General features: G+C 73.1%; 27 protein-coding genes. 20 read left to right on the forward strand and 7 right to left on the reverse strand.

What is annotated here, in order from left to right:
• Positions 1 to 246: 246 nt before the first annotated feature.
• The 4 genes from ABKW28_RS10125 to ABKW28_RS10140 all read right to left on the reverse strand — a co-directional run bounded on the left by ABKW28_RS10125 (position 247) and on the right by ABKW28_RS10140 (position 2,518).
• Positions 247 to 555, reverse strand: a complete 309-nt coding sequence (locus ABKW28_RS10125; RefSeq protein WP_348608956.1) for a hypothetical protein — start codon at positions 553 to 555, stop codon at positions 247 to 249.
• A gap of 45 nt (positions 556 to 600) precedes the next feature.
• Positions 601 to 861, reverse strand: coding sequence for a hypothetical protein (locus tag ABKW28_RS10130; protein WP_348608958.1), 261 nt, complete (start codon positions 859 to 861; stop codon positions 601 to 603).
• A 342-nt stretch (positions 862 to 1,203) separates the two neighbouring features.
• Positions 1,204 to 2,088: an AAA family ATPase gene (locus tag ABKW28_RS10135; RefSeq protein ID WP_348608961.1), complete on the reverse strand. Its 885-nt coding sequence runs from the start codon at positions 2,086 to 2,088 to the stop codon at positions 1,204 to 1,206.
• A complete protein-coding gene (locus ABKW28_RS10140; RefSeq protein ID WP_348608964.1) occupies positions 2,060 to 2,518 on the reverse strand; it encodes a hypothetical protein in 459 nt (152 codons plus the stop codon). The genes ABKW28_RS10135 and ABKW28_RS10140 overlap by 29 nt, the downstream gene beginning before the upstream one ends.
• Positions 2,519 to 2,804: 286 nt before the next feature.
• Between ABKW28_RS10140 and ABKW28_RS10145 the strand changes: the two genes are divergently transcribed.
• Both ABKW28_RS10145 and ABKW28_RS10150 read left to right on the forward strand, forming a co-directional pair.
• Complete coding sequence (locus ABKW28_RS10145; protein ID WP_348608967.1) at positions 2,805 to 3,170, forward strand: hypothetical protein; 366 nt, start codon at positions 2,805 to 2,807, stop codon at positions 3,168 to 3,170.
• A 179-nt stretch (positions 3,171 to 3,349) separates the two neighbouring features.
• Positions 3,350 to 3,964 carry a DUF998 domain-containing protein gene (locus tag ABKW28_RS10150; RefSeq protein WP_348608970.1) on the forward strand — a complete coding sequence of 205 codons (615 nt, stop codon included), beginning with the start codon at positions 3,350 to 3,352 and terminating at the stop codon, positions 3,962 to 3,964.
• Here ABKW28_RS10150 and ABKW28_RS10155 read toward each other — a convergent pair.
• Positions 3,919 to 4,587 (reverse strand): hypothetical protein, encoded by a 669-nt coding sequence (locus tag ABKW28_RS10155; protein ID WP_348608973.1) that lies wholly within the window; start codon positions 4,585 to 4,587, stop codon positions 3,919 to 3,921. The two genes, ABKW28_RS10150 and ABKW28_RS10155, sit on opposite strands and share 46 nt — an antisense overlap.
• A gap of 126 nt (positions 4,588 to 4,713) precedes the next feature.
• Between ABKW28_RS10155 and ABKW28_RS10160 the strand changes: the two genes are divergently transcribed.
• Entirely contained in the window at positions 4,714 to 5,733 is a 1,020-nt protein-coding gene (locus tag ABKW28_RS10160; RefSeq protein WP_348608976.1) for an LLM class flavin-dependent oxidoreductase, read from the forward strand.
• Positions 5,734 to 5,794: 61 nt separating this feature from the next.
• Entirely contained in the window at positions 5,795 to 5,977 is a 183-nt protein-coding gene (locus ABKW28_RS10165; RefSeq protein ID WP_193670799.1) for a zinc finger domain-containing protein, read from the forward strand.
• A 22-nt stretch (positions 5,978 to 5,999) separates the two neighbouring features.
• Here the strand turns inward: ABKW28_RS10165 and ABKW28_RS10170 are convergent, their stop codons facing one another.
• Together ABKW28_RS10170 and ABKW28_RS10175 are read right to left on the reverse strand one after the other, a co-directional pair.
• Positions 6,000 to 6,191, reverse strand: a complete 192-nt coding sequence (locus tag ABKW28_RS10170; RefSeq protein ID WP_348608979.1) for a hypothetical protein — start codon at positions 6,189 to 6,191, stop codon at positions 6,000 to 6,002.
• A gap of 74 nt (positions 6,192 to 6,265) precedes the next feature.
• Positions 6,266 to 6,970: a helix-turn-helix transcriptional regulator gene (locus ABKW28_RS10175; protein ID WP_348608982.1), complete on the reverse strand. Its 705-nt coding sequence runs from the start codon at positions 6,968 to 6,970 to the stop codon at positions 6,266 to 6,268.
• Between the two features lie 191 nt (positions 6,971 to 7,161).
• On the opposite strand from ABKW28_RS10175, the gene carA reads away from it, so the two are divergent.
• From carA to ABKW28_RS10255, 16 genes are all read left to right on the forward strand, one after another.
• Entirely contained in the window at positions 7,162 to 8,331 is a 1,170-nt protein-coding gene (carA, locus tag ABKW28_RS10180) for a glutamine-hydrolyzing carbamoyl-phosphate synthase small subunit (protein ID WP_193670796.1), read from the forward strand.
• A 1-nt stretch (position 8,332) separates the two neighbouring features.
• The gene (gene carB / locus ABKW28_RS10185) at positions 8,333 to 11,665 is read left to right on the forward strand and encodes a carbamoyl-phosphate synthase large subunit (RefSeq protein ID WP_348608985.1); all 3,333 of its coding nucleotides are present in this window, start codon (positions 8,333 to 8,335) and stop codon (positions 11,663 to 11,665) included.
• A complete protein-coding gene (locus ABKW28_RS10190) occupies positions 11,662 to 12,714 on the forward strand; it encodes a quinone-dependent dihydroorotate dehydrogenase (RefSeq protein WP_348608988.1) in 1,053 nt (350 codons plus the stop codon). The genes carB and ABKW28_RS10190 overlap by 4 nt, the downstream gene beginning before the upstream one ends.
• Positions 12,711 to 13,559 (forward strand): dihydroorotate dehydrogenase electron transfer subunit, encoded by an 849-nt coding sequence (locus tag ABKW28_RS10195; protein WP_193670793.1) that lies wholly within the window; start codon positions 12,711 to 12,713, stop codon positions 13,557 to 13,559. Before ABKW28_RS10190 ends, ABKW28_RS10195 begins: the two co-directional genes overlap by 4 nt.
• Positions 13,556 to 14,407 (forward strand): nitronate monooxygenase, encoded by an 852-nt coding sequence (locus ABKW28_RS10200; RefSeq protein WP_348608995.1) that lies wholly within the window; start codon positions 13,556 to 13,558, stop codon positions 14,405 to 14,407. Before ABKW28_RS10195 ends, ABKW28_RS10200 begins: the two co-directional genes overlap by 4 nt.
• Entirely contained in the window at positions 14,407 to 15,252 is an 846-nt protein-coding gene (gene pyrF, locus ABKW28_RS10205; RefSeq protein WP_348608998.1) for an orotidine-5'-phosphate decarboxylase, read from the forward strand. The genes ABKW28_RS10200 and pyrF overlap by 1 nt, the downstream gene beginning before the upstream one ends.
• Positions 15,249 to 15,692 carry a hypothetical protein gene (locus tag ABKW28_RS10210; RefSeq protein ID WP_348609001.1) on the forward strand — a complete coding sequence of 148 codons (444 nt, stop codon included), beginning with the start codon at positions 15,249 to 15,251 and terminating at the stop codon, positions 15,690 to 15,692. Before pyrF ends, ABKW28_RS10210 begins: the two co-directional genes overlap by 4 nt.
• A gap of 111 nt (positions 15,693 to 15,803) precedes the next feature.
• A complete protein-coding gene (mihF, locus tag ABKW28_RS10215) occupies positions 15,804 to 16,130 on the forward strand; it encodes an integration host factor, actinobacterial type (RefSeq protein WP_193670789.1) in 327 nt (108 codons plus the stop codon).
• Positions 16,127 to 16,732 (forward strand): guanylate kinase, encoded by a 606-nt coding sequence (gene gmk / locus ABKW28_RS10220; protein ID WP_348609004.1) that lies wholly within the window; start codon positions 16,127 to 16,129, stop codon positions 16,730 to 16,732. Before mihF ends, gmk begins: the two co-directional genes overlap by 4 nt.
• A gap of 7 nt (positions 16,733 to 16,739) precedes the next feature.
• On the forward strand, positions 16,740 to 17,075 hold the full coding sequence (rpoZ, locus tag ABKW28_RS10225) for a DNA-directed RNA polymerase subunit omega (RefSeq protein ID WP_193670787.1): 336 nt from the start codon (positions 16,740 to 16,742) through the stop codon (positions 17,073 to 17,075).
• 73 nt (positions 17,076 to 17,148) lie between these two features.
• Positions 17,149 to 18,348 (forward strand): bifunctional phosphopantothenoylcysteine decarboxylase/phosphopantothenate--cysteine ligase CoaBC, encoded by a 1,200-nt coding sequence (coaBC, locus tag ABKW28_RS10230; protein WP_348609007.1) that lies wholly within the window; start codon positions 17,149 to 17,151, stop codon positions 18,346 to 18,348.
• Positions 18,349 to 18,419: 71 nt separating this feature from the next.
• Entirely contained in the window at positions 18,420 to 19,616 is a 1,197-nt protein-coding gene (metK, locus tag ABKW28_RS10235) for a methionine adenosyltransferase (RefSeq protein WP_193670786.1), read from the forward strand.
• Positions 19,617 to 19,663: 47 nt separating this feature from the next.
• Positions 19,664 to 21,721, forward strand: a complete 2,058-nt coding sequence (locus ABKW28_RS10240) for a primosomal protein N' (RefSeq protein WP_348609010.1) — start codon at positions 19,664 to 19,666, stop codon at positions 21,719 to 21,721.
• 28 nt (positions 21,722 to 21,749) lie between these two features.
• Complete coding sequence (gene def / locus ABKW28_RS10245) at positions 21,750 to 22,295, forward strand: peptide deformylase (RefSeq protein ID WP_193670784.1); 546 nt, start codon at positions 21,750 to 21,752, stop codon at positions 22,293 to 22,295.
• Positions 22,296 to 22,311: 16 nt separating this feature from the next.
• The gene (gene fmt, locus ABKW28_RS10250; protein ID WP_348609013.1) at positions 22,312 to 23,247 is read left to right on the forward strand and encodes a methionyl-tRNA formyltransferase; all 936 of its coding nucleotides are present in this window, start codon (positions 22,312 to 22,314) and stop codon (positions 23,245 to 23,247) included.
• A gap of 1 nt (position 23,248) precedes the next feature.
• Positions 23,249 to 24,607 carry a transcription antitermination factor NusB gene (locus ABKW28_RS10255; RefSeq protein WP_348609016.1) on the forward strand — a complete coding sequence of 453 codons (1,359 nt, stop codon included), beginning with the start codon at positions 23,249 to 23,251 and terminating at the stop codon, positions 24,605 to 24,607.
• The last annotated feature ends 4 nt before the right edge of the window (positions 24,608 to 24,611 follow it).

Below are 24,611 nucleotides of genomic sequence, written 5' to 3' on the forward strand. Positions count from 1 at the left end.
GGTGATCTCGACCTGGCGCGCAGCGAGGTGCGACTTCAGCGCCTCGAGCTCCTCCAGCATCGCGACACACTCGCCCGCCGTGGCGGGCAGTTCGTCGCTGGTGGTCATGTCTTCGACCCTAGAGGCGACCACCGACAGTGGCGCTGGACCCGGGATCGATCTCCACAAGCCACGATCAAGCGGCTGCTCGGGGCGTACGCCCATCCCGCCGCGGGTGAGCGCTCCAGTGCGCCGTGGGCGTCGCGTCTAACCCGAGAGCGGCGGCACCCCTCGACGGTAGAAGCGAATGGACTCCGACGACAGAAAGCCTTTGCGGTCTGCGCGCGTGCATATGCCTCCCTGTCCGTAATTGCTGTCGACGACCTGGGTCCATTCCAGCGCCGGGCCGAACCTCGGCTTATGCACATTCGTCAGGCCTCTACCAAGGAGGTCGACGAAAATCGCTTCCATCTCCTTAATGCGGTCTTCGGTGTTGCCTCCGCTCAACTTCTCCCTGTCTCTGATGCGAGCCCAGTTAGAGTGGATCGGGTCGGCGCGAGTCCCGGTGTCGGTCACGCCGTCGAAGCTGAACCAGGAGAAAGTCGTCCACTCCTTCTTGCCTTAACGGTGATGGTTGACCAACCTTCCGGCAAAGCCCTTGTCGCCTCGCGCGATGCCGACGTACGCAGGTTTGCCGCGACGTTCCAGTACGTAGACGCCTCGCGCCGCCTTGAAGTCGCACAGCCGCAGTCCGGGGCGCCTGTTCCCGACGCGCCCGAGCATCTGCCAGTCCCAACCGGTGCTCCAACTGACTTCGTTGCGCTTCCAGTTCAGCCCGTAAGCAAGGACGAGCCGGGACTTGTCGAGAGGTTCAATACGCATGCCCCAACTCTGCCCTTCCTGACCGGCCGGAGACGTGGCATTGCGCAACGGGTTGCCACCAGCGGAATGCGTCCTTCCGTCGCTCCAGACCTATCTCCGCGCATTACGGACACCCCGCGCGCGGGGGGGCCGGGGCTCATCTAGGTCTCCTCACACACCTCGGTCCGCACTAGCGTCTCAGCAGCGCAATTCAAATGGGTTCGCATCTAACGATCAACGTCCTTCGGCACGACCGGCGCTGACGCGTCTTCGTCCCTCCTAGCAGCCGAAGGCACGCGCCTGGGAGCCAACGTCTCAGAAGGTCTCCTCCACGTTGCACCTTCGGCACGGGTGTCTGTCTGCCTAGCTCGGGTCAGCGGGCGGGAAGATGTCGCCTACGACAAAACCCTTCCGGCTCTGGCGTCGTAAGGCCGTGGTCTCGTGGTCGCCATTTCTGGTCACCCGCTCGTGAACCACATCGAAGTCCTGCCAGGTGCGGTCCCATAGCTCGTCGGCAGTCACCGCGCACTTCGAGTGCGTGGCGTCCAGGAAGGCCTCGTGTACCCACTCGTCGAGCATGAACCGGCCGCCGAGCGGGTCGGTGCACCGGCGGTTCCACCAGCGCTGCCGTGCGCTCTCGATTGCGAGGGTCTCGTCGACCTCGACGTCGATGATGTGCAGCGAGTCGTAGCGGAAACGGCGCAGGGCGGTGTCGTACTCCTGGGCGAGCGGTCGGTATTTCAGTGTTCCCTCAATGACGATGTTTTCGCGACGGCGCATCGAGGCGCGCACGACGCGATTCCAGACCGAGGTCGAGGCACCGTGGACCCAGCCCGCGAGTTCACGGCGCATGATCGGTCGCCCGTCGACCAGCGACACGGCAGCCAGGAAGTCGAGCTCACCCGCCTTTGCGAGCAACTCCAGCAGGAGGTCCTTGATCTCGTCGGCGTCGACGCGGCGGTAGGTGTCGAGGTCTTCCACATGCTCGACTGACGTGCTCTTGCCGGCGCCCGGCGGTCCGGCAGTCACTACGGCCATAGCCCCACCGCGCGCGACATCAGCCTGGGAGTCCAGGTAGAGGCGTGCGACGGCGTTGATGACGTCGGTGTCGAAGTTGTAGCGCGGGTTCTCGTAGGGACCTCCGGGGCCGAGGAATTGCGCCAGTTGCAGGTAGACCTCGTCGCGCAACTCTGTGTCGGCGGTCGAATCCCCGCTGTCGTCAAATGGCGTCGGGTCCGGCGACGGCACGGATCTCCTCGTACTCGTCCTTAGTCAGCAGACCCTCGAAGTAAGCATCCTCTATGTCGTCCCAGGTACCGGTAGTAGTCCCCTCGAACGGTGCGGGTGCGGCTTCGCCGTAGGTGAAGGGAAACTTCTTCAGCGCCGCGACCAGCGCTGCGCGGTCACCATGCTGGACGACGGTGCGCAGGATAAGTTCTTCGACACTCTCGGGTGGCGTGCGATCCGGGGTGCCGAGTATCTTCTCGATCCGGCCGATGCGCGGCTGAGTGGTGTTCAGGCGCTCGGCGATGTCGCGCTGTGAGAGTCCGTCGCGCCACAGTAGACAGACGTCGCGCATCTCCTCGATCTCCGAGAGACGGAGCCGGGCGAGACGCTCGATGGCGCGCGAACGCACGGCGACATCGGATGTCTTGATCGTGCCTAGTGCGAAGTTCATCGAAACCTCTCTCCGCTTCGAGGATAGTCTGGTGAAACGCGACGTTTCAAGGCGGAGCCCGCGCCCCTAGCCCCTGATGAGTGCGGTCGCTGTCTCCGCCGCTGCCCCGCTCGTGTCCCAAGTCGAGAAGGAGCGCGGAGAAGCACAGTCCCAAAGCAGTGATCAGCCGCGCTAGAGCGAAGGTGAGGGTGGCCCCGTCGCGACAAGGCCCACCCCGGCGAGTGCGTCACTTCGCCGCGATCGGCTCGGCCCACGCTCTCTCAGGCACTGACTATCGTTGGGGACGATGATCACCCGCCGCGACGCTGCCCAACGCTTGGACATCCCCCTGGAGATGGCCACCCGACACGGCTTGCCCACGACGCTCACCGAAGCCCAGCTGCGTGAGATAGAGGACAACCCGCCACCGTGGCTGGTCCAGTCCCGTGCCAATCGGACCGGCAAGAAGCCGGTGTGGGTCGATCTGGTCTGCAGTGTCTGCGGGTCCGCCGAGAGAGCTCGGCCGAAGAAATGGTGGCCGACATTCACCTTCATCAGTTGCGACCACCATCAGCCCTCCGAGCTGCCGCCTCCGCTCCGCGGCGCCCATCGTGAGGAGATCATGGGAGTTGGCAGCCGGTTCATCGGCTGGGTCGACACCCCACCGGACTGAGCGAACGGTCGGCCAGCTCTGGGACTGAGAACCGGTGCTCCGCCGCACAGGTACTGGGGGAGGGTTCACGGCCCCGACGGGGACGTGAGGGCTCCAGCGCGGTCTAGGGTGACCAGGTGCTTCGAGCCCAAGGACGACGGCGTTGGCAGTCGCCCGGCTCCGGTCACCGCGCTGCGCAATTGGGCGCGCTCGCACTCCTCGTGCGGCCGCTCTACATCGCGACCGAGTTCGTCGTCGCGGCGGCGACGACGGGTGGCTACAGCTTCGTCTCCGACTCGGTCAGCAGGCTGGGGGAGGTGGGCTGCTCGGTGGCGTACTGCTCGCCGCGTCACGAGGTCATGAACGGTTCGTTCATCGGCTTCGGGCTGTTGCTGGCCGCCGGTGCCGTGCTGCTCTCGCGGTCGTTGGGACCATGGGTCACGGCGTTGCTCGTGGTCTCCGGGTTGAGCTCGGTCGCCACTGGCCTCGCGCCCCTCGACCAGGACGCCGCCCTGCACGCGTTCGCCGCGACCCCCTTGTTCGTGGCGCAACCGGTCGCGCTGGTCGTCCTCGGCGCACGGTTGAGGAGTGGCCGCCCGCGCCTGGCCAGGGCGCTGCTGGCTGGGGGAGTCGTGACCGCCGCGGCAGCCGTGGGGTTCGTGCTCTCCGCTGACGGCCCCGCAGCGGGTGCCCTCGAGCGCCTCGCCCTGTGGCCGGTGCTCGTCGGGCTGGCCGCGTTCGCCTGGACGCAGCTCCCCGCCGGGCGTCGTCAGCCGGCGGCCGAGGGCGCCGCCGGGCGCACGGCAGGCACGTAGGGCTCCAGCTGGGGCGCCGCCGACATCAGCAGGCCGCGTCGCCACATCCCGTGCACGACGACCCCGGCCACCACGGCGCCCAGGGAGCCGAGCGCGAGGTCGCCGAGCGTGTCGGCGTACGCGTGCCGCTTCTCCGACGACTTGCTGATGAAGGCGAAGTACTCCGCGATCTCCCAGCTGACGGCCGCGGTGACCCCGAAGGCCAGCGACCTCTCCAGGACCGCCGCCAGGGTGGAGCTGTGCCGCATCGTCAGCAGGATGATCGCGGCGGTGATCAGCCCGGTGTTCATGAAGTGCATCAGGTCGTCGAACCAGACCACCGAGTCGTAGAGGTCGAGCCGGTTGCCGAGGGTGTCGGTGAAGCACGTGGAGGTGATCATCAGGTCGGCCACCCACGGGAACGACGCCCGCTCGCGCCAGAACACCCACCACACCAGCGGCACGGTGAAGGCCAGCATCGGGTACGCGGCCGCGCGCAGCCCCGCGGCCTTGTCCTCGACGTTGCCCAGGTCGGGGTAGAGCAGCGACATGACCAGGAGCATCACGAGACCCGCCTTGGCCGTCACATCGAGCGCCGCCACCAACGGCGGGGTGGCATGGCGCAGGGCGTCGGTCTCGTTCATCCGGCGCAACGGTATGCCACCCCCTGCGCCACGACCGATCTCGCCGCGCTCCGCCCGGGTCAAGATCGGCCCGCACCAGCGCAGGGGCGCGGGAAGAACGACGGGCCCGCGCCGGTTGGCCACCACATGAAGAAGATCGGCTTCCTGTCCTTCGGCCACTGGAACCCCTCGCCGCAGTCGCAGGCGCGCACCGCCTCCGACGTGCTGCTGCAGTCCATCGACCTCGCGGTCGCGGCCGAGGAGCTCGGCGTCGACGGCGCGTACTTCCGCGTGCACCACTTCGCCCGCCAGCTCGCCTCGCCGTTCCCGCTGCTCGCCGCGGCCGGCGCGAGGACGAGCCGGATCGAGCTCGGCACCGGCGTGATCGACATGCGCTACGAGAACCCCCTCTACATGGCCGAGGACGCCGGGGCCGCCGACCTGATCGCCGGCGGCAGGCTGCAGCTCGGCATCAGCCGCGGCTCACCGGAGCAGGTCGTCGAGGGCTACAAGCACTTCGGCCACGACCCCGGCGAGGGCGGCGACCACGCCGAGATGGCGCGCGATCACACCCGGAGGTTCCTCCGGGCGATCGACGGGGACCGGTTCGCCGAGCCCAACCCACGGCCGATGTTCCCCAACCCGCCCGGCCTGCTCGGCATCGAGCCGCAGTCGCCGGGTCTGCGCGAGCGGATCTGGTGGGGCGCCGGCACCCGCCAGACCGCCGTCTGGACCGCCGAGCAGGGCATGCACCTGATGAGCTCGACCCTGCTCACCGAGGACACCGGCGTGCCGTTCCACCAGCTGCAGGCCGAGCAGATCCAGATGTACCGGGACGCGTGGACCGCCGCCGGCCACCAGCGCGAGCCCCGCGTCTCGGTCAGCCGCAGCATCTTCCCGATCGTCAACGGCACCGACCGCGCCTACTTCGGCGTGGCCGGCGGGGGAGGGGACCAGGTCGGCCACATCGACGGTGGCGTGGCCCGCTTCGGCAAGACGTACGCCGGCGAGCCCGACCAGCTCGTCGAGGAGCTCGCCGCCGACGAGGCGATCGCCGCCGCCGACACGCTGCTGCTGACCGTGCCCAACCAGCTCGGCGTCGACTACAACGCGCACCTGCTCGACAGCCTCGTCAGGTACGTCGCGCCCGAGCTCGGGTGGCGCTGAGCCCAGGCGACGCCGGGGCGTGTGCCGGTACGGTGTCGAACCCGGCGACGTGGAGGTCCACATGGAGCAGGACGAGAAGAGGAAGACCCTGCGCTGCTGGGTCGGCGCCCACCGCTGGGTGACCCGCACCAACGCCGGGGCCCGGTGGCACGAGTGCGCCCGGTGCGGCAGGTACAGCAAGAAGGTGAGGGTGGCCCCCCGCTACCCGCCCGGAGGGACAGGGGCCAGCGCCGGCGGCCTCTAGGCCTGCCACCGGCGCCGTGCGCTCAGCAGGTCGGCTGCGGGCCGTCGAGCGCGTCGTTCCAGTGGGCGCGGACCATGAAGCAGGGTCGCTCCTGGTCGGTGGACCCGGGGCCGGGCTGCGGCTCCGGCTCGGGGATGGCGGCGGACGCGCTGCTCGCGAGTGCGAGGCAGAGCAGGGCGCCGGCGGCGGTGACGGTGCTGCAGTGGTGGGACATGGGTGGCTTCTCTCGGGAGTGGGTCTGCTTCTCCCTCGAGACTGCGCCGGTCGACCGGCCGGGGGTATTCGCCGTCAGGCGTATCTCTGCACCCGCTCGAGCAGGTCGAGGTCGGGCTCGTCGCTGCCGCGCAGGACGGCCAACGCCTCCAGACGGGTGTGCACGCCGAGCTTGGCGTAGACGTGCTCGAGGTGCTTGCGCACGGTGCTCGGCGCGATGAACATCGCCTGGGCGATCTCGGCGTTCGAGGCCCCGGTCGCGACGTGCATCAGCACCCGCCGCTCCTGCACGGTCACCGACGCCGGCAGGTGCGGGGTCGGGCGCTCCCGCAGCAACCGCAGCAACACGGGCGCGACGAGCCTGAGCAGCGCCAGATCGCGCTCGGAGAACGGTCGGTGCCGCCGGTCCAGGCAGACCTGGGCGACGTGCTCCGCCCCCACCCGGAACCCGATCGCGATGGCGTCGACGCCGGGCAGGCTCTGGCAGGCGGCGGCCTCCGCCGGGTGCTCGGGCCAGTGCATGAGGCCGACGTAGAGCGGGCCGCAGTCGCCCGCGCAGTCGTCGTTCGCCCAGGGTGTCCAGAGCGGCAGGTCGATCCGGTCGGCCACGATCCGGCCCCGCTGGTCGGCGAGCACCGTCTCCAGCGCGTCGGCCGGCACCAGCGTGAGCAGGGCCTCGAGCGCCTCGACCGGCGGCATCGGATCTCCCGGCACCGGCTCGGCGGCCACCAGCGTCGCGAGCGCGGACTGCTCAGCGGGGTTCAGCAGCAGGTCGGCCATCCGGGGCCCCCTCGGGAGAAGGGTCTCGACGCTACGCCTGCCGTCCACCGGATTCATCTCCATTGCCGGCGAGCGGCGCACCGCCCGAGCCACGGACACGTGGTCGGACGCAGGGCCGCGCGCTGCTAGGCTCAGCGCGCTGATCACATCCTTTAACGATCCGTCCTGTGAGGCGGAGAAGGAGGTACGGCGTGCCCGTGCATGCCCCTGCCCCGGCGATCCTCGTGCTCGAGGACGGCCGCACCTTCCACGGCGAGGCGTACGGCGCCCCCGGGGAGACCTTCGGCGAAGCCGTCTTCAACACCGGCATGACCGGCTACCAGGAGACGCTCACCGACCCGTCCTACCACCGCCAGGTGGTCGTGATGACGGCCCCGCACATCGGCAACACCGGGGTCAACGACGACGATCCCGAGTCGCGCCGCATCTGGGTGGCCGGGTACGTCGTGCGCGACCCCGCCCGGGTGCCGAGCAGCTGGCGATCGGTGCGCTCGCTCGACGACGAGCTGCGCGAGCAGGGCGTCGTGGGCATCAGCGGCGTCGACACCCGCGCCCTGACCCGCCACCTGCGCGAGCGCGGCGCGATGCGCGTGGGCATCTCCTCGACCGAGACCGATCCCGCCGCGCTGCTGGAGCGGGTGCGCACCTCCGGCGAGATGACCGGCTCCGAGCTGGCCAGCGAGGTCTCCACCACCGAGGCCTACGTCGTGCCGGCGCACGGCGAGAAGCGCTTCACCGTGGCCGCCCTCGACCTGGGCATCAAGACGATGACCCCGCACCGGATGGCCGAGCGCGGCGTGGAGGTGCACGTGCTGCCCGCCACCGCCAGCCTCGACGACGTGCTCGCCGTCTCGCCCGACGGGCTCTTCTACTCCAACGGCCCCGGTGACCCGGCCGCCACCACCCACCAGGTCGAGGTGCTCCAAGGCGCCCTGGCCCAGGGCGTGCCCTACTTCGGCATCTGCTTCGGCAACCAGCTCTTCGGCCGCGCGCTGGGCTTCGGCACCTACAAGCTCACCTACGGCCACCGCGGCATCAACCAGCCGGTGATGGACCGCACCACCGGCAAGGTCGAGGTCACCGCGCACAACCACGGCTTCGCCGTCGACGCGCCGCTGGCCGGCAGCACCACCACGGCGTACGGCGAGGCCACCGTGAGCCACGTCTGCCTCAACGACGACGTCGTCGAGGGTCTCGAGCTGCGTGACGACCAGGGGGCCCTGAGGGCCTTCTCGGTGCAGTACCACCCGGAGGCGGCCGCCGGCCCGCACGACGCGGCGTACCTCTTCGACCGCTTCGTCGACCTGATGGTTTCGAGACGGTCGCAGGGCGACCTCCTCAACCACCGAACGGGAGCCTGACATGCCCAAGCGCGAGGACATCAAGAGCGTCATGGTCATCGGCTCCGGGCCGATCGTCATCGGCCAGGCCTGCGAGTTCGACTACTCCGGCACCCAGGCCTGCCGGGTGCTCAAGGAGGAGGGCCTGCGGGTCGTCCTGGTCAACTCCAACCCGGCCACGATCATGACCGACCCCGAGTTCGCCGACGCGACGTACGTCGAGCCGATCACCCCCGAGTTCGTCGAGAAGGTGATCGCCAAGGAGCGCCCCGACGCGCTGCTGGCCACCCTCGGCGGCCAGACCGCGCTCAACGCGGCGATGGCCCTCGACAAGGCCGGGGTGCTCGAGAAGTACGGCGTCGAGCTGATCGGCGCCTCGATCGAGGCCATCGACCGCGGCGAGAACCGCCAGGTCTTCAAGAAGATCGTCGAGAGCCTGGGCGGCGAGTCGGCCCGCTCGGCGATCTGCCACAGCATGGACGACTGCCTCGGCGCCGTGGGCGACCTGGGCTACCCGGTCGTCGTGCGGCCCTCCTTCACCATGGGTGGCGCCGGCTCGGGCATGGCCTACGACGAGACCGACCTGCGCCGCATCGCCGGCGCCGGCCTGGCCGCCAGCCCGACCACCGAGGTGCTCCTCGAGGAGTCGATCCTCGGCTGGAAGGAGTACGAGCTCGAGGTGATGCGCGACACCGCCGACAACGTGGTGATCATCTGCTCCATCGAGAACCTCGACCCGATGGGCGTGCACACCGGCGACTCGATCACCGTCGCCCCGGCGATGACGCTGACCGACCGCGAGTACCAGCACATGCGCGACATGGCGATCGGCATCATCCGCGAGGTCGGCGTCGACACCGGCGGCTGCAACATCCAGTACGCCGTCAACCCCCGCGACGGGCGCCTGGTCGTCATCGAGATGAACCCGCGGGTCAGCCGTTCCAGCGCGCTGGCCTCGAAGGCGACCGGCTACCCGATCGCCAAGATCGCCGCGAAGGTGGCCATCGGCTACACCCTCGACGAGATCCCCAACGACATCACGGTGCGCGCCGACGGCACCAGCACCCCGGCGGCCTTCGAGCCCACCCTCGACTACGTCGTGGTCAAGGTGCCGCGCTTCGCCTTCGAGAAGTTCCCCGGCGCCGACCCCACGCTCACCACCCACATGAAGTCGGTGGGCGAGGCGATGGCGATCGGGCGCAGCTTCACCGAGGCGCTGCAGAAGGCGCTGCGCAGCCTGGAGTCCAAGGACGCCGTCTTCGACTGGGAGAAGGAGTTCGTCGACCTCGACAAGCCCGCCCTGCTCGAGGCCGTGCGCACCCCCCACGACGGGCGCCTGCGCAAGGTGATGGACGCGATCCGCGCCGGGGCCAGCGCCGAGGAGGTCTTCGAGGCCACCGGCATCGACCCGTGGTTCGTCGACCAGCTCGCCCTCATCAACGAGGTCGCCGTCGAGGTCACCAACGCCCCCGAGCTGACCCCGGGGCTGCTGCGCCGGGCCAAGCGGCACGGCTTCTCCGACCACCAGATCGGCAAGATCCGCGGGATGAGCGCCGACGTGGTGCGCGGGGTTCGCCACGCGCTGGGCATCCGCCCGGTCTACAAGACCGTCGACACCTGCGCGGCCGAGTTCGCCGCGGCCACGCCCTACCACTACTCGGCCTACGACGAGGAGAGCGAGGTGGCCCCGCGCGAGCGGGAGGCGGTGATCATCCTCGGTTCCGGGCCCAACCGGATCGGCCAGGGCATCGAGTTCGACTACTCGTGCGTGCACGCCTCGCTGGCGCTCTCCGAGGCCGGCTACGAGACCGTGATGGTCAACTGCAACCCCGAGACCGTCTCGACCGACTACGACACCTCCGACCGGCTCTACTTCGAGCCGCTGACCCTCGAGGACGTCCTCGAGGTGGTGCACGCCGAGATGGCCGCCGGCCCGGTCGTCGGCGTGATCTGCCAGCTCGGCGGCCAGACCCCGCTCGGCCTGGCCCAGGGCCTGGCCCGCAACGGGGTCCCGATCGTGGGCACCAGCCCCGACGCCATCGACCTCGCCGAGGAGCGCGGCGCCTTCGGGCGGGTGCTGGCCGAGGCGGGCCTGGTCGCGCCCAAGCACGGCACCGCGACGTCGTACGTCGAGGCGCAGCGCATCGCTGCCGAGATCGGCTACCCGGTGCTGGTGCGGCCCTCCTACGTGCTCGGCGGGCGCGGCATGGAGATCGTCTACGGCGACGAGTCGCTCGAGGTCTACCTCGAGAAGTACGTCGCCGCCGGCCTGATCAGCCACGAGGCGCCGGTGCTGGTCGACCGCTTCCTCGACGACGCCGTCGAGATCGACGTCGACGCCATCTTCGACGGCGAGGAGCTCTTCCTCGGCGGGGTGATGGAGCACATCGAGGAGGCCGGCATCCACTCCGGCGACTCCTCCTGCGCGCTGCCCCCGATCACCCTGGGCGAGCTCGAGATCGGGCGCATCCGCGAGGCGACCGAGGCGATCGCGCGCGGCGTGGGCGTGCGCGGGCTGCTCAACATCCAGTTCGCGCTGGGCTCCGACATCCTCTACGTGCTCGAGGCCAACCCGCGCGCCAGCCGCACCGTCCCCTTCGTCTCCAAGGCGACCGCGACCCCGCTGGCCAAGGCGGCCGCGCGGGTGATGCTCGGCGAGAGCATCGCCGACCTGCGCCGGGTCGGGCTGCTCCCGGCCACCGGCGACGGCGGCACGCTGCCGGCCGACCAGCCGATCGCGGTCAAGGAGGCGGTGATGCCCTTCAACCGCTTCCGCACCGCCGACGGCTCGCAGGTCGACACCGTCCTCGGCCCCGAGATGAAGTCGACCGGCGAGGTGATGGGCTTCGACCGCGACTTCGGCACCGCCTTCGCCAAGGGCCAGGCGGCCGCCTTCGGGCCGCTGCCGACCAGCGGCAAGGTGTTCGTCTCGATGGCCAACCGCGACAAGCGCTCGATGATCTTCCCGGTCAAGGTGCTGGCCGACATGGGCTTCGAGATCCTCGCGACCCAGGGCACCGCCGAGGTGCTGCGCCGCAACGGCGTGGCGGCCACCGTGGTGCGCAAGCACTACGAGGGCCCCGGCCCGGCGGGTGAGAAGACCACGGTGCAGCTGATCCACGACGGCGAGATCCAGCTGATCGTCAACACGCCGTACGGCGCCGGCGGCGGCGGGCACGCCCGTCTCGACGGCTACGAGATCCGCACAGCGGCGGTGATGGCCAACGTGCCGTGCCTGACCACGGTGCAGGGCCTCGGCGCGGCGGTGCAGGGCATCGAGGCGATGCGGCGCGGCGACATCGGCGTGCGCTCGCTGCAGGACTGGGCGGCAGCGCTGAGGGCCACCCGCTCGTGACCGCCTACCGGGTGCTCTTCGACCGGCTCGCGACCCGGGTCGACCCCGAGCGCGCCCACCACGCGGGGTTCCGCGCGGTGCGGGCCGGGGCACCCGTGCTCGGCCGCCTGGGCGTGCCCGGGCGCCCGGTCCAGGCGCTGGGCACCGTCTTCCCCAACGTGCTGGGGATGGCGGCCGGCTTCGACAAGAACGCCGTCGGCATCGACGCCCTCGGGGCGCTCGGCTTCGGCCACGTCGAGGTCGGCACCGTCACCGGTCGCGCGCAGCCCGGCAACCCGCAGCCGCGGCTCTTCCGGCTCGTCGAGGACCGGGCGGTGCTCAACCGGATGGGCTTCAACAACGACGGCGCCGAGGTGGTGGCCGCCCGGCTCGCCGAGCGGGCCCGCCGGCGCGGCGGGCGGCCCGGCCCGGTGCTGGGCGTCAACATCGGCAAGTCCAAGGTGGTGCCCGAGGACGACCAGGCCGCGGTCGAGGCCGACCACGAGTTGAGTGCCCGGCTGCTGGCGCCGTACGCCGACTACCTCGTGGTCAACGTCTCCTCGCCGAACACCCCGGGCCTGCGCTCGCTGCAGGCGGTCGAGCGCCTCGAGCCGCTGCTGGCCCACGTGCGCCGCACCGCCGACGCCGCGAGCGGCGGACGGCGGGTGCCGCTGCTGGTCAAGATCGCCCCCGACCTGGCCGACGCCGACATCGACGCGGTCGCCGACCTGGCCGTGGCCGGGCAGCGCGACGGCGTGCTCGACGGGCTGATCGCCACCAACACCACCATCTCGCGCGACGGCCTGCGCACCCCGGCCGCCGAGGTCGAGGCGCTCGGCGCCGGCGGCATCTCCGGCCGCCCCCTGACCGCTCGCTCCACCGAGGTGGTGCGGCGCCTGCGCGAGCGGGTCGGGCCCGGCCTGACCCTGGTCGGGGTGGGCGGCATCAGCAGCGTCGAGGACGCCCGCGACCGGCTGGCCGCCGGCGCCGACCTGCTGCAGGCCTACACGGCGTTCGTCTACGAGGGGCCGGGCTGGCCGCGCCGCCTGGTCAGGGGCGCCCAGGCATGACCGGCAGCGGTCCCGCCTCGCCCGTCCACGTCACCGGTGAGGTGCTGGCCAGCAAGCGCATCGGCGCCTTCTGGCACCTGACCCTGGTGGCGCCGGGCGTGGGGGAGCGGTTCCGCCCCGGCACCTTCCTGGCCGTCTCGGTCGGCAGCCCCGACGAGGGCCGCACCCGCCTGGGGCGCCGCGCCCTGTGGATCCACCAGGTCCGCCCGCTGGGCGGGTACGCCGCGACCGTGCAGGTCGTCGTCGAGCCGGTCGGGCCGGGCACCCGCTGGCTGGCCGGGCTCGAGCGCGGTGACCGGCTCGAGGTGACCGGGCCGCTCGGCCGCCCCTTCGCGCTGCCCAAGGAGCCGGTCTCGACGGTGCTGGTCGGCGAGGGGTACGCCGCCGCCCCGCTCTTCTCCCTCGCCGAGCGGCTGCGCGAGCGCGACTGCCCGGTGACGCTGGTGCTCGGTGCCCCCGACGAGGCCCGCCTGCTCAACGCCCTCGAGGCCCGACGCACCGCGCGAGCGGTCACCGTGGTGACCCGCGACGGCTCGGTCGGCGCCCGCGGAGAGATCGCCGACGTGCTCGACGAGGTGCTGCGCCGCGCCGGCGCCGACGTCGTCTACGCCGCCGGTCCCACCCCCGTGCTGCACGCCGTCGCACTGGCCGCCGAGGCCCACGGCGCCTGGAGCCAGACCGCCCTCGAGCAGCCGCTGACCTGCGCGACCGGGCTGTGCCACGGCTGCCCGGTGCCGGTCGTGGGCGAGGACGGGGTGGCCCGCACCGCCCGCGCCTGCGCCGACGGCCCGGTGCTGCGCGGCGACCGGGTGCGCTGGGACGACCTGGCGGGGGCCCGGTCGTGACCGTGCTCGCCGGGCTGCGCCTGGCCTCCCCGGTGGTCGTGGCCGCCGGCTGCGGCGGCACCGGCCGCGAGCTCGCGGCGTACGGGGCGTTGGAGGCGCTGGGTGCCTTCACCACCCGCACCATCACCCTCGACTCGCGCCGGGGCGGTCCGGTGCCGCGGCTGCTCGAGACACCGTCGGGGCTGCTGCACGCCACCGGCCTGCCCAACCCCGGCGTCGACGGGTTCCTGGCCACCGAGCTGCCCTGGCTGCTGCAGCAGCGGGCCCGGGTCGTGGTCTCGGTCGCCGCACGCAGCCTCGGTGAGCTGGCCGAGCTGGCGCGCCGCCTGGGCACCGCGCCGGGCGTCAGCGCCGTCGAGGTCAACCTCTCGCCGCCCGACACCGGCCCGGAGCCCGAGCTGATGATGGCCCGCGAGCCGTTCCAGGTCGGCGCCGCGGTCGCGGCGGTCGAGCGCGAGCTGCCGCGCGGGGTGCCGGTGCTGGCCAAGCTGCGTCCCGACGCCGTGCGCGTCGCCGAGGCCGCGCGGGCCGCCGTCGAGTCCGGCGCCCAGGCCCTGGTCGTCGGCCAGGCCCTGCCCGCCGCGATGCCCGACGGGCGGGCCGCCGGCCTGAGCGGGCCGGCCGTGGGGCCGCTGGCGCTGCGCTGCCTGACCGAGGTGCTGGGCGCCGTCGACGTGCCGGTCGTGGCCGGCGGGGGCGTCGCCACGGTGGCCGACGTGCGCACGCGGCTCGCGCTCGGTGCCGTCGCCGTGCAGGTCGGAGCCGCGCTGCTGCACGACCCGACCACCGCCGCGCGGCTGGTCGCCGCGCTCGACCCTGACGCGACGAGCGAGGAGACACCCAGCTGATGAGCACCTTCGGAACCCGTCTGCACGGCGCGATGGCCACTCGCGGCCGGCTGTGCGTCGGCATCGACCCGCACGCCGCGCTCCTGCGCGGCTGGGGCCTCGACGACGACGTCGCCGGCCTCGAGCGCTTCGCGCTGTCGGTCGTCGAGGCCGTGGCCCCGGTGGCCTCGGTGGTCAAGCCGCAGTCGGCCTTCTACGAGCGGTTCGGCAGCCGCGGCATCGCCGTGCTCGAGCGCGTCGTGGCCGAGTCGCGGGCCGCCGGGGCGCTGGTGCTGCTCGACGTGAAGCGCGGCGACATCGGCTCCACCTCGCAGGCCTACGCCGACGCCTACCTCGACCCCGCCTCCCCGCTGGGCGTCGACGCGATCACGGTGAGCCCCTACCTCGGCCTGGGCTCCCTCGACCCGTTCGTCGACACCGCGCGCCGCCACGACGCCGGCGTCTTCGTGCTGGCGCTGACCTCCAACCCGGAGGGCCCCGAGGTCCAGCACGCGGTGGGTGCCGACGGGGTGCGGGTCGCCGACCGGGTGCTCGACCACCTGCGCGGGCTCAACGCCGAGGCCGGGTCGCTCGGGCAGCTCGGGTCGTTCGGGGCGGTGGTCGGCGCGACGATCGCGCAGCCCGAGGAGGGGCCCGCCTTCGACCTGGCGACCGGCGGCCCGGTCCTGGCTCCGGGCTTCGGTGCCCAGGGCGGCACCGTCGGCGACCTGAGGCGGATCTTCGGCGCCTCCGCCTCCCACGTGCTGGCCAGCTCCTCGCGCGAGGTGCTGGGCCTGGGCCCCGACCGGCTCGCGATGCGCGACGCCGTGCGGGCCACCAACGACGAGCTGGCCGCGCTCGGATGAGGCGGCTCCCGGTCGGGCTCCTGGTGCTCGGGCTCGCGGTGCCCCTGGCGGCCTGCGGCCAGGACCGCTTCGAGGCCTACTGCGAGCGCGTCGAGGAGCACCAGGTGGCGCTGACCGAGGCGGTCGCCGAGGGCGGCCCCGACGCCCTGCTGGGCGTGCTGCCGCGGCTGCAGGACATCAGCGAGGCCGCCCCGCGCGACGTCACCGACGAGTGGCAGCAGGTCGTGGGTCGGCTGGAGGTCCTCGAGGCCGCGCTCGAGGACGCCGGGGTCGACGCCGCCGACTACGACCGGGCCGAGCCCCCGGCCGGCCTCGCCGACGCCGACCGGGCCGCCATCGACGGTGCGGCCCGCGAGCTGGTGCGTCCCACCACGGTGGCCGCGCTGCAGTCGGTCGAGACGCAGGTGCGCGACGTGTGCGGCACCCCGCTGTACCAGTGACCCCGGGCGGGCCCGACCCGGGCGGTTGCGTTGCCGCCCGCTGAGACTTCTGACTAGATTGGCCCCTCCCGACCCTGCTCCCGACCCACCGACACAAGGACCTGAGACGACGTGGCACTCCCTCCGCTCACACCTGAACAACGACAGGCGGCACTCGAGAAGGCAGCCGCCTCCCGTCGGGAGCGGGCCGAGGTGAAGAACCGCCTCAAGAACTCCGGCGCCTCGATCGTCGACGTGCTCGCCGAGGGCCAGACCAACGAGGTCATCGGCAAGCTGCGGGTCGTCGACCTGCTGCAGTCGATGCCCGGGCTGGGCAAGGTGCGCGCCAAGCAGATGATGGAGCGCCTCGGGATCGCCGAGAGCCGTCGGGTGCGCGGGCTGGGCACCAAGCAGGTCGCCGCCCTCGAGAAGGAGTTCAGCTCCCGAGAGGCCCGGTGAGCCCCGCGGAGCCCACGCCCGCGCGTCGTACCCGCCTGGTGGTGCTGGCCGGACCCACGGCCGTCGGCAAGGGCACCGTGGCCGCTGCCGTGCGCGACCTGCACCCCGACGTGTGGATCTCGGTCTCGGCCACCACGCGTGCGCCGCGCCCCGGCGAGGTCGACGGCGTGCACTACTGCTTCGTCAGCGACGAGGAGTTCGACGCGCTGGTCGAGGCCGGCGAGATGCTCGAGTGGGCGGTCGTCCACGGCGCCGCCCGCTACGGCACGCCGCGCGGGCCGGTGGAGGAGGCCCTGGGTGCCGGTCGGCCCTCGATGCTCGAGATCGACCTGCAGGGCGCCCGCCAGGTGCGCGCCACGATGCCCGACGCGCTCTTCGTCTTCCTCAAGCCGCCGTCGTGGGAGGAGCTGGTGCGCCGGCTGGTCGGGCGCGGCACCGAGACCGAGGAGCAGCGCGAGCGTCGCCTGGTCACCGCGCGCGAGGAGCTGGCCGCCGAGCCGGAGTTCGACGTGACCATCGTCAACCAAGAAGTTCACGCCGCGGCCCACGACTTGGTAACCTTGATGATGCTCGACCCGAGCAACCACCCCAACGATCTGTGAGGCCTTCTTGTCTGCCCCGAACATCGACGCCGTGGGAGTCACCAACCCCTCGATCGACGACCTGCTGACGAAGACCGACAGCAAGTACAAGCTCGTGCTGTACAGCGCCAAGCGGGCGCGCCAGATCAACGCCTACTACTCCCAGCTCGGCGAGGGCCTGCTGGAGTACGTCGGCCCCCTCGTGGAGACCCACGTGCAGGAGAAGCCGCTGTCGATCGCGCTGCGCGAGATCAACGACGACCTGCTCACCTGCGAGGACGTCGACCCCGCCGAGCTCGCCGCCGAGGAGGCCGCCGCCAAGGCTGCTGCCGCCGACGCCGCGGCGTTCAGCCAGGGCGAGTGAGCTGAGCACCCACGCCACCACGCAGGCCGCTTCCCCGTCGGGGGAGCGGCCCGCTGCGATTTCGAGGCCGCGCGTGGTCCTCGGCGTCGCCGGCGGGATCGCGGCCTACAAGGCCTGCGAGCTGCTGCGGCGCCTGAGCGAGTCGGGCCACGACGTCACCGTGGTGCCCACCGCCGCCGCGCTGCGCTTCGTCGGGGCGCCCACCTGGTCGGCGCTGTCGGGCAAGCCCGTCAGCGACGAGGTCTGGGACGACGTGCACGAGGTGCCGCACGTGCGGATCGGCCAGCAGGCCGACCTGGTCGTGGTCGCGCCCGCCACCGCCGACCTGATGGCCAAGGCCGCGCACGGCCTGGCCGACGACCTGCTCACCAACACGCTGCTCACCGCGCGCTGCCCGGTGGTGCTGGCCCCGGCCATGCACACCGAGATGTGGGAGCACCCCGCCACCCGCGCCAACGTCGCCACCCTGCGCGAGCGCGGCGTGCTGGTGCTCGAGCCCGCCGAGGGCCGCCTGACCGGCGCCGACACCGGCAAGGGGCGCCTGCCCGAGCCGGCCGAGATCTTCGAGGCCTGCCGCGAGGTGCTGGTCGGCGGCGGGCGGCGCGACCTGGCGGGTCGCCACGTGCTGGTCTCGGCGGGCGGCACCCGCGAGCCGCTCGACCCGGTGCGCTACCTGGGCAACCGCTCCTCGGGCCGGCAGGGCTACGCGCTGGCGCGCGCGGCGCTGGCCCGCGGCGCCGAGGTCACGCTGGTCAGCGCGAACGCCTCGCTGCCGGACCCCGCCGGGGTCAAGGTCGTGCACGTCGCGACCACCGCCGAGCTGCGCGAGGCCGTGGTCGGCGCTGCAGGCGGCGCCGACGCCGTGGTGATGGCCGCGGCCCCCGCCGACTTCCGCCCCGTCGACGTCAGCGGCGCCAAGATCAAGAAGCGCGAGGACGGCTCGGTGGCCCCCGTCGAGCTGGTGCAGAACCCCGACGTGCTCCACGAGATCTCCCACGAGCGCGCCCGCGCCGGCCAGGTCGTGGTCGGCTTCGCCGCCGAGACCGGTGACGAGAGCGGCAGCGTCCTCGACCACGCCCGCGCCAAGCTGGCCCGCAAGGGCTGCGACCTGCTCGTCGTCAACGACGTCAGCGGGGGAGCGGTCTTCGGCAGCGAGGACAACCAGGCCCTGGTGCTGGCCGCCGACGGCGACGGCGTCGACGTACCGCTGGGCTCGAAGTCGCAGCTGGCGCACGTGATCTGGGACCAGGTCGCCATCCGGATGAGGACCTGAGCGACCGCACCCGGTAGAAATGACACGCCCCGCCCGAGGACCGGGCGGGATACCGCAACCGAGGAGCCGAGATGTCCGGACGCCTGTTCACCTCCGAGTCGGTGACCGAGGGTCACCCCGACAAGATCGCCGACCAGATCAGCGACAGCGTCCTCGACGAGATGCTGCGCCAGGACCCGCACAGCCGCGTGGCCGTCGAGACGCTGCTGACCACCGGCCTGGTCGTGGTGGCCGGCGAGGTCGCCACCACCGGCTACGTCGACATCAAGTCGATCGTGCGCCAGCGGATCCTCGACATCGGCTACGACCACTCCGACAAGGGCTTCGACGGCACCACCTGCGGCGTCATGGTCGCCATCGGCGGCCAGTCGGGCGACATCGCCCAGGGCGTCGACACCGGCTACGAGTCGCGCCTGGAGTCCTCGGTCGACGCGATGGACAAGCAGGGCGCCGGCGACCAGGGCCTGATGTTCGGCTACGCCTGCGACGACACCCCCGAGCTGATGCCGCTGCCGATCAAGATCGCGCAGACGCTCTCGGAGCGGCTCTCCGCGGTGCGCAAGGACGGCACGCTGGCCTACCTGCGCCCCGACGGCAAGACCCAGGTCACCGTCGAGTACGACGACGACAACCGGCCGGTGCGCATCGACACCGTCGTGCTCTCCACCCAGCACGCCGAGGACGTCGACCTCGAGACGATGCTGCAGCCCGACATCAAGAAGCACGTCATCGACCCGGTGCTGGCCTCCTTCGACATCCCCAGCGAGGGCTACCGGCTCCTGGTCAACCCCACCGGCCGCTTCGTGGTCGGCGGCCCGATGGGCGACGCCGGCCTGACCGGGCGCAAGATCATCGTCGACACCTACGGCGGCATGGCCCGCCACGGCGGCGGCGCGTTCTCGGGCAAGGACCCGTCGAAGGTCGACCGCTCGGCTGCCTACGCGATGCGCTGGGTGGCCAAGAACGTCGTGGCCGCCGGCCTGGCCCGCCGCTGCGAGGTCCAGGTCGCCTACGCGATCGGCAAGGCCCAGCCCGTCGGCGTCTTCATCGAGACCTTCGGCACCGGCACGGTGGCCGACGACGTGATCCAGAAGGCGGTCCTCGAGGTCTTCGACCTGCGCCCCGCCGCGATCATCGCCGCCCTCGACCTGCTGCGCCCGATCTACGCCCAGAGCGCCGCCTACGGCCACTTCGGCCGCGAGCTGCCCGACTTCACCTGGGAGCGCACCGACCGCGCCGACGCGCTGAAGGCCGCTGTCGGGGGCTGAGCCCGCCCGGCGGCGCGGCGTCACCGGCGGCTGCTAGACAACACCCCATGGCCGCAGGACCCGACGACGCCCACCCCGAGCAGCCCGAGCTGCTGCCCGGGCTGGTCCGCGCCACCCTCAAGCAGTCGCAGGCCAAGGCCCGCGCCACCCGTGAGCGCAAGGCCGCCGAGGCCGAGACCGCGGCGGTGCTGCCGGTGGCGCGGGTGCTGGTCGACGTGCCGCTGGCCCACCTCGACCGTCCCTTCGACTTCTCGGTGCCGGCCGCGATGGCCGAGGACGCCGTGCCGGGCACGCGGGTCAAGGTGCGCTTCGCCGGCAAGGAGACCGACGGGTTCCTCGTCGAGCGCGCCGAGACCAGCGAGCACACCGGCACGCTGCTGCCGCTGCGCCGGGTCGTCAGCGCCGAGCCGGTGCTCAGCGCCGAGGTGGCCGCGCTCAGCGCCGCCGTCGCCGAGAGGTACGCCGGCAGCCGCGCCGACGTGCTGCGCCTCGCGGTGCCGCCGCGGCACGCGACCACCGAGAAGGCCGAGGCGGCCGCGCCCCTGCCGGCGCCGGTGCACCCGCTCGAGCAGGCCGTCGAGGCGTGGGGCGACCACCCGCACGCCGAGGCGTGGCTGGGCCACCTGCGCTCGGGGGGCGCGCCGCGGGCGGTGTGGAACCCGCCGCCGGGCGCCGACTGGCCGAGCCTGGTCGCCCACGCCGCCCTCAGCGCCCCGGGGGGAGTGGTGGTGTGCCTGCCCGACGGCAAGGACGTCGAGCGGGTCGACGCGGCGCTGACCGCCCTGGGTGGCGAGCGGCCCGAGCACGCGGTGCTGACCGCCGACCTGGGCCCGGCCGCCCGCTACCGCTCCTTCCTCCAGCTGTCCCGGGGCCACCGGCGCATCGCCGTCGGCACCCGTGCCGCCGCCTTCGCCCCGGTCGCCGACCTGTCCCTGGTCGTGGTGTGGGACGACGGCGACGACCTGCACGGCGAGCCGCGGGCGCCGTACTGCCACACCCGCGAGACGCTGCTGCTGCGCGCCGAGCTCGCGGGCGCCGCGGCGCTGGTCGGCGGCTTCGCCCGCACCGTCGAGGCCGACCACCTGCTGCGCTCGGGCTGGGCCCACGAGCTGGTCGCGGCGCGCGAGCGGGTGCGGGCCGCCGCCCGCGTCGAGGTCGCCGGCGCCACCGACTTCGACCTGGTGCGCGACCCGCGGGCGCGCACCAGCCGGCTGCCCCGCCAGGTGCACGACCTGGTCCGCTCGGCGCTGGCCGAGGGCCCGGTGCTGGTCCAGAACCCCCGCCAGGGCTACGTCGCCTCGCTGGCCTGCGAGCGCTGCCGCACCCCGGCGCGGTGCGCCACCTGCGAGGGACCGCTGCGCCTGCCCTCGCCGACCAGGCCCCCGGCCTGCCGCTGGTGTGGCACGGAGGCGCCCGCCTGGGCCTGCGGCGAGTGCGGCCACCGCGGGCTGCGGGCCCCGGTGCTCGGCGAGGCGCGCACCGCCGAGGAGCTCGGGCGGGCCTTCCCCGCCGTGCGGGTGCGCACCTCCGCCCGCGACGGCGTGCTGGCGCGCGTCGACGACGCCCCCGCCATCGTCGTGGCCACCCCGGGGGCAGAGCCCGTCGCCGAGGGCGGGTACGCCGCCGTGGTGCTGCTCGACGCCTGGCTGCTGCTGGCGCGCCCCGACCTGCGCACCGACGAGGAGGCGCTGCGTCGCTGGGCCAACGCCGTGGGGCTGGTGCGCCCCGGGGGCCGGGCGATGGTGGTGGCCGACGCCGCGCTGACGCCGGTGCAGGCGCTGGTGCGCTGGGACATGGGCGGCTTCGCGGCCCGCGAGGCCGACAGCCGCTCCGAGGCCCACCTGCCGCCGGCCTCGCGGCTGGCCACGATCACCGGCGAGCCGGGAGCCGTCGACGACGCGCTGGTGCTGCTGGAGGTGCCCGAGCCGGCCGAGGTCCTCGGGCCCGTCGAGCTGCCCGACGACGAGGACCGCTGCCGGGTGGTGGTGCGGGTGCCCCGGGCCCAGGGCCCGGCGCTCTCGCGCGCCCTGGGCGACCTGCAGCGGATGCGCTCCTCGCGCAAGCTCGACCCGGTGCGGATCCAGGTCGACCCGCCGAGCCTGTGACCTGCCCCGGGCTCCTAGGATGGCCGCCATGCCCACCCAGCCGATCCGTCTCTTCGGCGACCCCGTGCTGCGCCGGCCGGCCGTCGAGGTCGTCGACTTCGACCGTGAGCTGCGCAAGCTGGTCGAGGACCTGACCGACACCATGCGCGAGGCGCCCGGCTCCGGCCTGGCGGCCCCCCAGATCGGGGTGGGCCTGCGGGTCTTCACCTGGTGGGTCGACGGCGAGCTGGGGCACCTGGTCAACCCGGTGCTCGACCTGTCGGAGGAGGAGCAGGACGGCCCGGAGGGCTGCCTGTCGCTGCCCGACCTGGTCTTCGACACCAAGCGCGCCCTGCGCGTGGTCGCCAAGGGCATGGACATGCACGGCGAGCCGGTGAGCATCGAGGGCTCCGAGCTGCTGGCCCGCGCGATCCAGCACGAGACCGACCACCTCGACGGCATCCTCTTCATCGACCGGCTCGACACCGAGGCCCGCAAGGCCGCGATGCGCGAGATCCGGGAGTCGGAGTGGTTCGGCCTCGAGAAGCCCACCGTCAAGCTCAGCCCGCACGCCACGCGCGGGCTGGGCCTGTGAGGAGAGAGACCACCTGATGCGCGTCGTCTTCGCCGGCACCCCCGAGGTCGCCCTGCCCGCCCTGGACGCGATCGTCGCCTCCGAGCACGAGCTCGTCGGGGTCGTCACCCGCCCCGACGCCCCGGCCGGGCGCGGTCGCAAGCTGGTGGCCAGCCCCGTGGCCCAGCGCGCCGAGGAGCTCGGCGTCCCCGTCCTCAAGCCCGAGCACCCCCGGGAGCCGGAGTTCCAGGAGGCGCTGCGCGCGCTGCGCCCCGACTGCTGCCCCGTCGTGGCGTACGGCGCCCTGCTGCCGCAGTCGGCCCTCGACATCCCCGAGCACGGCTGGGTCAACCTGCACTTCTCGTGCCTGCCCGCCTGGCGCGGCGCGGCGCCGGTGCAGCACTCGATCTGGGCCGGCGACGAGGTCACCGGCGCCACCACCTTCCGCATCGTCAAGGCCATGGACGCCGGCCCGACCTTCGGCGTGATGACCGAGCGGATCCGCGAGCACGACACCGCCGGCGACCTGCTGACCCGCCTCGCCGAAGGCGGCGCCGGGCTGCTGGTCAAGACCCTCGACGGCATCGAGGACGGCTCGCTCGTCGCGCGCGAGCAGCCCGAGGACGGCGTGTCGATGGCGCCCAAGATCCTCGTCGAGGACGCGAAGGTCGACTGGAGCGAGCCCGCGGCCGCCGTCGACCGGCGGATCCGCGCCTGCACGCCCTTCCCGGGCGCCTGGTCGCTCTTCGAGGGCGAGCGCATCAAGATCGGCCCGGTCACCCCCGCCGAGGGCAGCCTCCCGCCGGGCGAGCTGGCGGTCGGCAAGAACCACGTCGTGGTCGGCACCGGCAGCGGTGCGGTGCGCCTGGGCGAGGTCAAGGCCTTCGGCAAGAAGCAGATGGCCGCGGCCGACTGGGCCCGCGGGGCCCGGCTGGCCAGCGGCGCCCGCCTCGGCGACCCGGCCGAGGACTGAGGTGGGCAGGGCGCGGGTCGACCCGGCCCGCAAGGTCGCCTTCGAGGTCCTCAAGGCCGTGCGCGTGCAGGACGCCTACACCAACCTGGCGCTGCCGGCGCTGCTGCGCAAGCACGGGCTCGGGGGGCGCGACGCCGCCTTCGCCACCGAGCTGGCCTCGGGCACGCTGCGCCGCCGCGCGACGTACGACGCCGTGCTCGACGCATGCACCGACCGGCCGCTGCGCAAGATCGAGGCCAAGGTGCTCGACTCCCTGCGGCTGGGCGCCCACCAGCTGCTCGCGATGCGGGTGCCCCAGCACGCCGCGATCTCCACCACCGTCGACCTGGTGCGCTCCGAGGTCGGCCCCGGCGCCGGCGGGTTCGCCAACGCGGTGCTGCGCAAGGTCTCGCAGCGCGACCTCGACGCCTGGCTCGTCGAGCTGGCCCCCGCGCGCGACGCCGACCCGGTCGGCCACGACGCGCTGGTGCACAGCCACCCGACGTGGGTCGTGGAGGCCCTCGGTGCCGCGCTGGAGGGGGTCGGCGCAGGAGCCGAGGTCGGCGACCTGCTGGCCGCCGACAACGTCGCGCCGGCCGTGACGCTCGTGGCCCGCCCCGGCCGGAGCACCCGGGACGAGCTGCCGGGCGAGCCCACCCCCTGGTCGCCGTACGGCGTCGTGCTCGGCTCCGGCGACCCCGGTCAGGTGCCCGCGGTCGCCGAGGGGCGGGCCGGGGTGCAGGACGAGGGCTCCCAGCTCGTCGCCGTCGCCCTGGCCGATGCCCCGCTCGAGGGGCCCGACGAGCACTGGCTCGACCTGTGCGCGGGCCCCGGCGGCAAGAGCGCCCTGCTGGCGGCGCTGGCCGCCGGCCGTGGCGCCGACCTGCTGGCCGTGGAGCGCCAGCCGCACCGCGCCGAGCTGGTGCGCCGCGCGCTGGCCGGCGCCGACGGCGTGCGCGGCGTGGTCACCGCCGACGGCACCCGTCCGCCGCTGGCGGCCGGGTCGTTCGACCGGGTGCTCGTCGACGCCCCGTGCACCGGCCTGGGGGCGCTGCGCCGCCGGCCGGAGTCGCGCTGGCGGCGCCGCCCCGACGACCTCGACGTGCTGGTCGACCTGCAGCGCCGGCTGCTGGCCTCGGCGCTCGACCTGGTGCGCCCCGGCGGCCTGGTGCTCTACGCGACCTGCTCGCCGGTGCTGGCCGAGACCCGCGAGGTGGTCACCGCGACACTGGGGGCCGTCCCCGGCGCCGAGCTGGTCGACCTGGGCCCGCAGCACGCCGCGGTGCCCGGCGCCGAGGGGCCGCTGGCCGGCACCGTGCAGCTGTGGCCGCACCGGCACCGCACCGACGCGATGTTCATGGCGCTGCTGCGCCGCGGCTGACCCA

This window comes from Nocardioides sp. 31GB23 (assembly GCF_040012395.1).
In the GTDB taxonomy this organism is placed as follows: Bacteria; Actinomycetota; Actinomycetes; order Propionibacteriales; family Nocardioidaceae; genus Nocardioides; species Nocardioides salarius.

What these genes read in the sequence shown, in the direction of transcription:
- ABKW28_RS10130 (WP_348608958.1), bottom strand. Translation starts at nt 861, where the DNA reads ATGCGTATTGAACCTCTCGACAAGTCCCGGCTCGTCCTTGCTTACGGG.
- ABKW28_RS10140 (WP_348608964.1), bottom strand. Translation starts at nt 2,518, where the DNA reads ATGAACTTCGCACTAGGCACGATCAAGACATCCGATGTCGCCGTGCGT.
- ABKW28_RS10145 (WP_348608967.1), top strand. Translation starts at nt 2,805, where the DNA reads ATGATCACCCGCCGCGACGCTGCCCAACGCTTGGACATCCCCCTGGAG.
- ABKW28_RS10155 (WP_348608973.1), bottom strand. Translation starts at nt 4,587, where the DNA reads ATGAACGAGACCGACGCCCTGCGCCATGCCACCCCGCCGTTGGTGGCG.
- ABKW28_RS10160 (WP_348608976.1), top strand. Translation starts at nt 4,714, where the DNA reads ATGAAGAAGATCGGCTTCCTGTCCTTCGGCCACTGGAACCCCTCGCCG.
- ABKW28_RS10165 (WP_193670799.1), top strand. Translation starts at nt 5,795, where the DNA reads ATGGAGCAGGACGAGAAGAGGAAGACCCTGCGCTGCTGGGTCGGCGCC.
- ABKW28_RS10170 (WP_348608979.1), bottom strand. Translation starts at nt 6,191, where the DNA reads ATGTCCCACCACTGCAGCACCGTCACCGCCGCCGGCGCCCTGCTCTGC.
- ABKW28_RS10175 (WP_348608982.1), bottom strand. Translation starts at nt 6,970, where the DNA reads ATGGCCGACCTGCTGCTGAACCCCGCTGAGCAGTCCGCGCTCGCGACG.
- carB (WP_348608985.1), top strand. Translation starts at nt 8,333, where the DNA reads ATGCCCAAGCGCGAGGACATCAAGAGCGTCATGGTCATCGGCTCCGGG.
- ABKW28_RS10195 (WP_193670793.1), top strand. Translation starts at nt 12,711, where the DNA reads ATGACCGGCAGCGGTCCCGCCTCGCCCGTCCACGTCACCGGTGAGGTG.
- pyrF (WP_348608998.1), top strand. Translation starts at nt 14,407, where the DNA reads ATGAGCACCTTCGGAACCCGTCTGCACGGCGCGATGGCCACTCGCGGC.
- ABKW28_RS10210 (WP_348609001.1), top strand. Translation starts at nt 15,249, where the DNA reads ATGAGGCGGCTCCCGGTCGGGCTCCTGGTGCTCGGGCTCGCGGTGCCC.
- metK (WP_193670786.1), top strand. Translation starts at nt 18,420, where the DNA reads ATGTCCGGACGCCTGTTCACCTCCGAGTCGGTGACCGAGGGTCACCCC.
- ABKW28_RS10240 (WP_348609010.1), top strand. Translation starts at nt 19,664, where the DNA reads ATGGCCGCAGGACCCGACGACGCCCACCCCGAGCAGCCCGAGCTGCTG.
- def (WP_193670784.1), top strand. Translation starts at nt 21,750, where the DNA reads ATGCCCACCCAGCCGATCCGTCTCTTCGGCGACCCCGTGCTGCGCCGG.
- fmt (WP_348609013.1), top strand. Translation starts at nt 22,312, where the DNA reads ATGCGCGTCGTCTTCGCCGGCACCCCCGAGGTCGCCCTGCCCGCCCTG.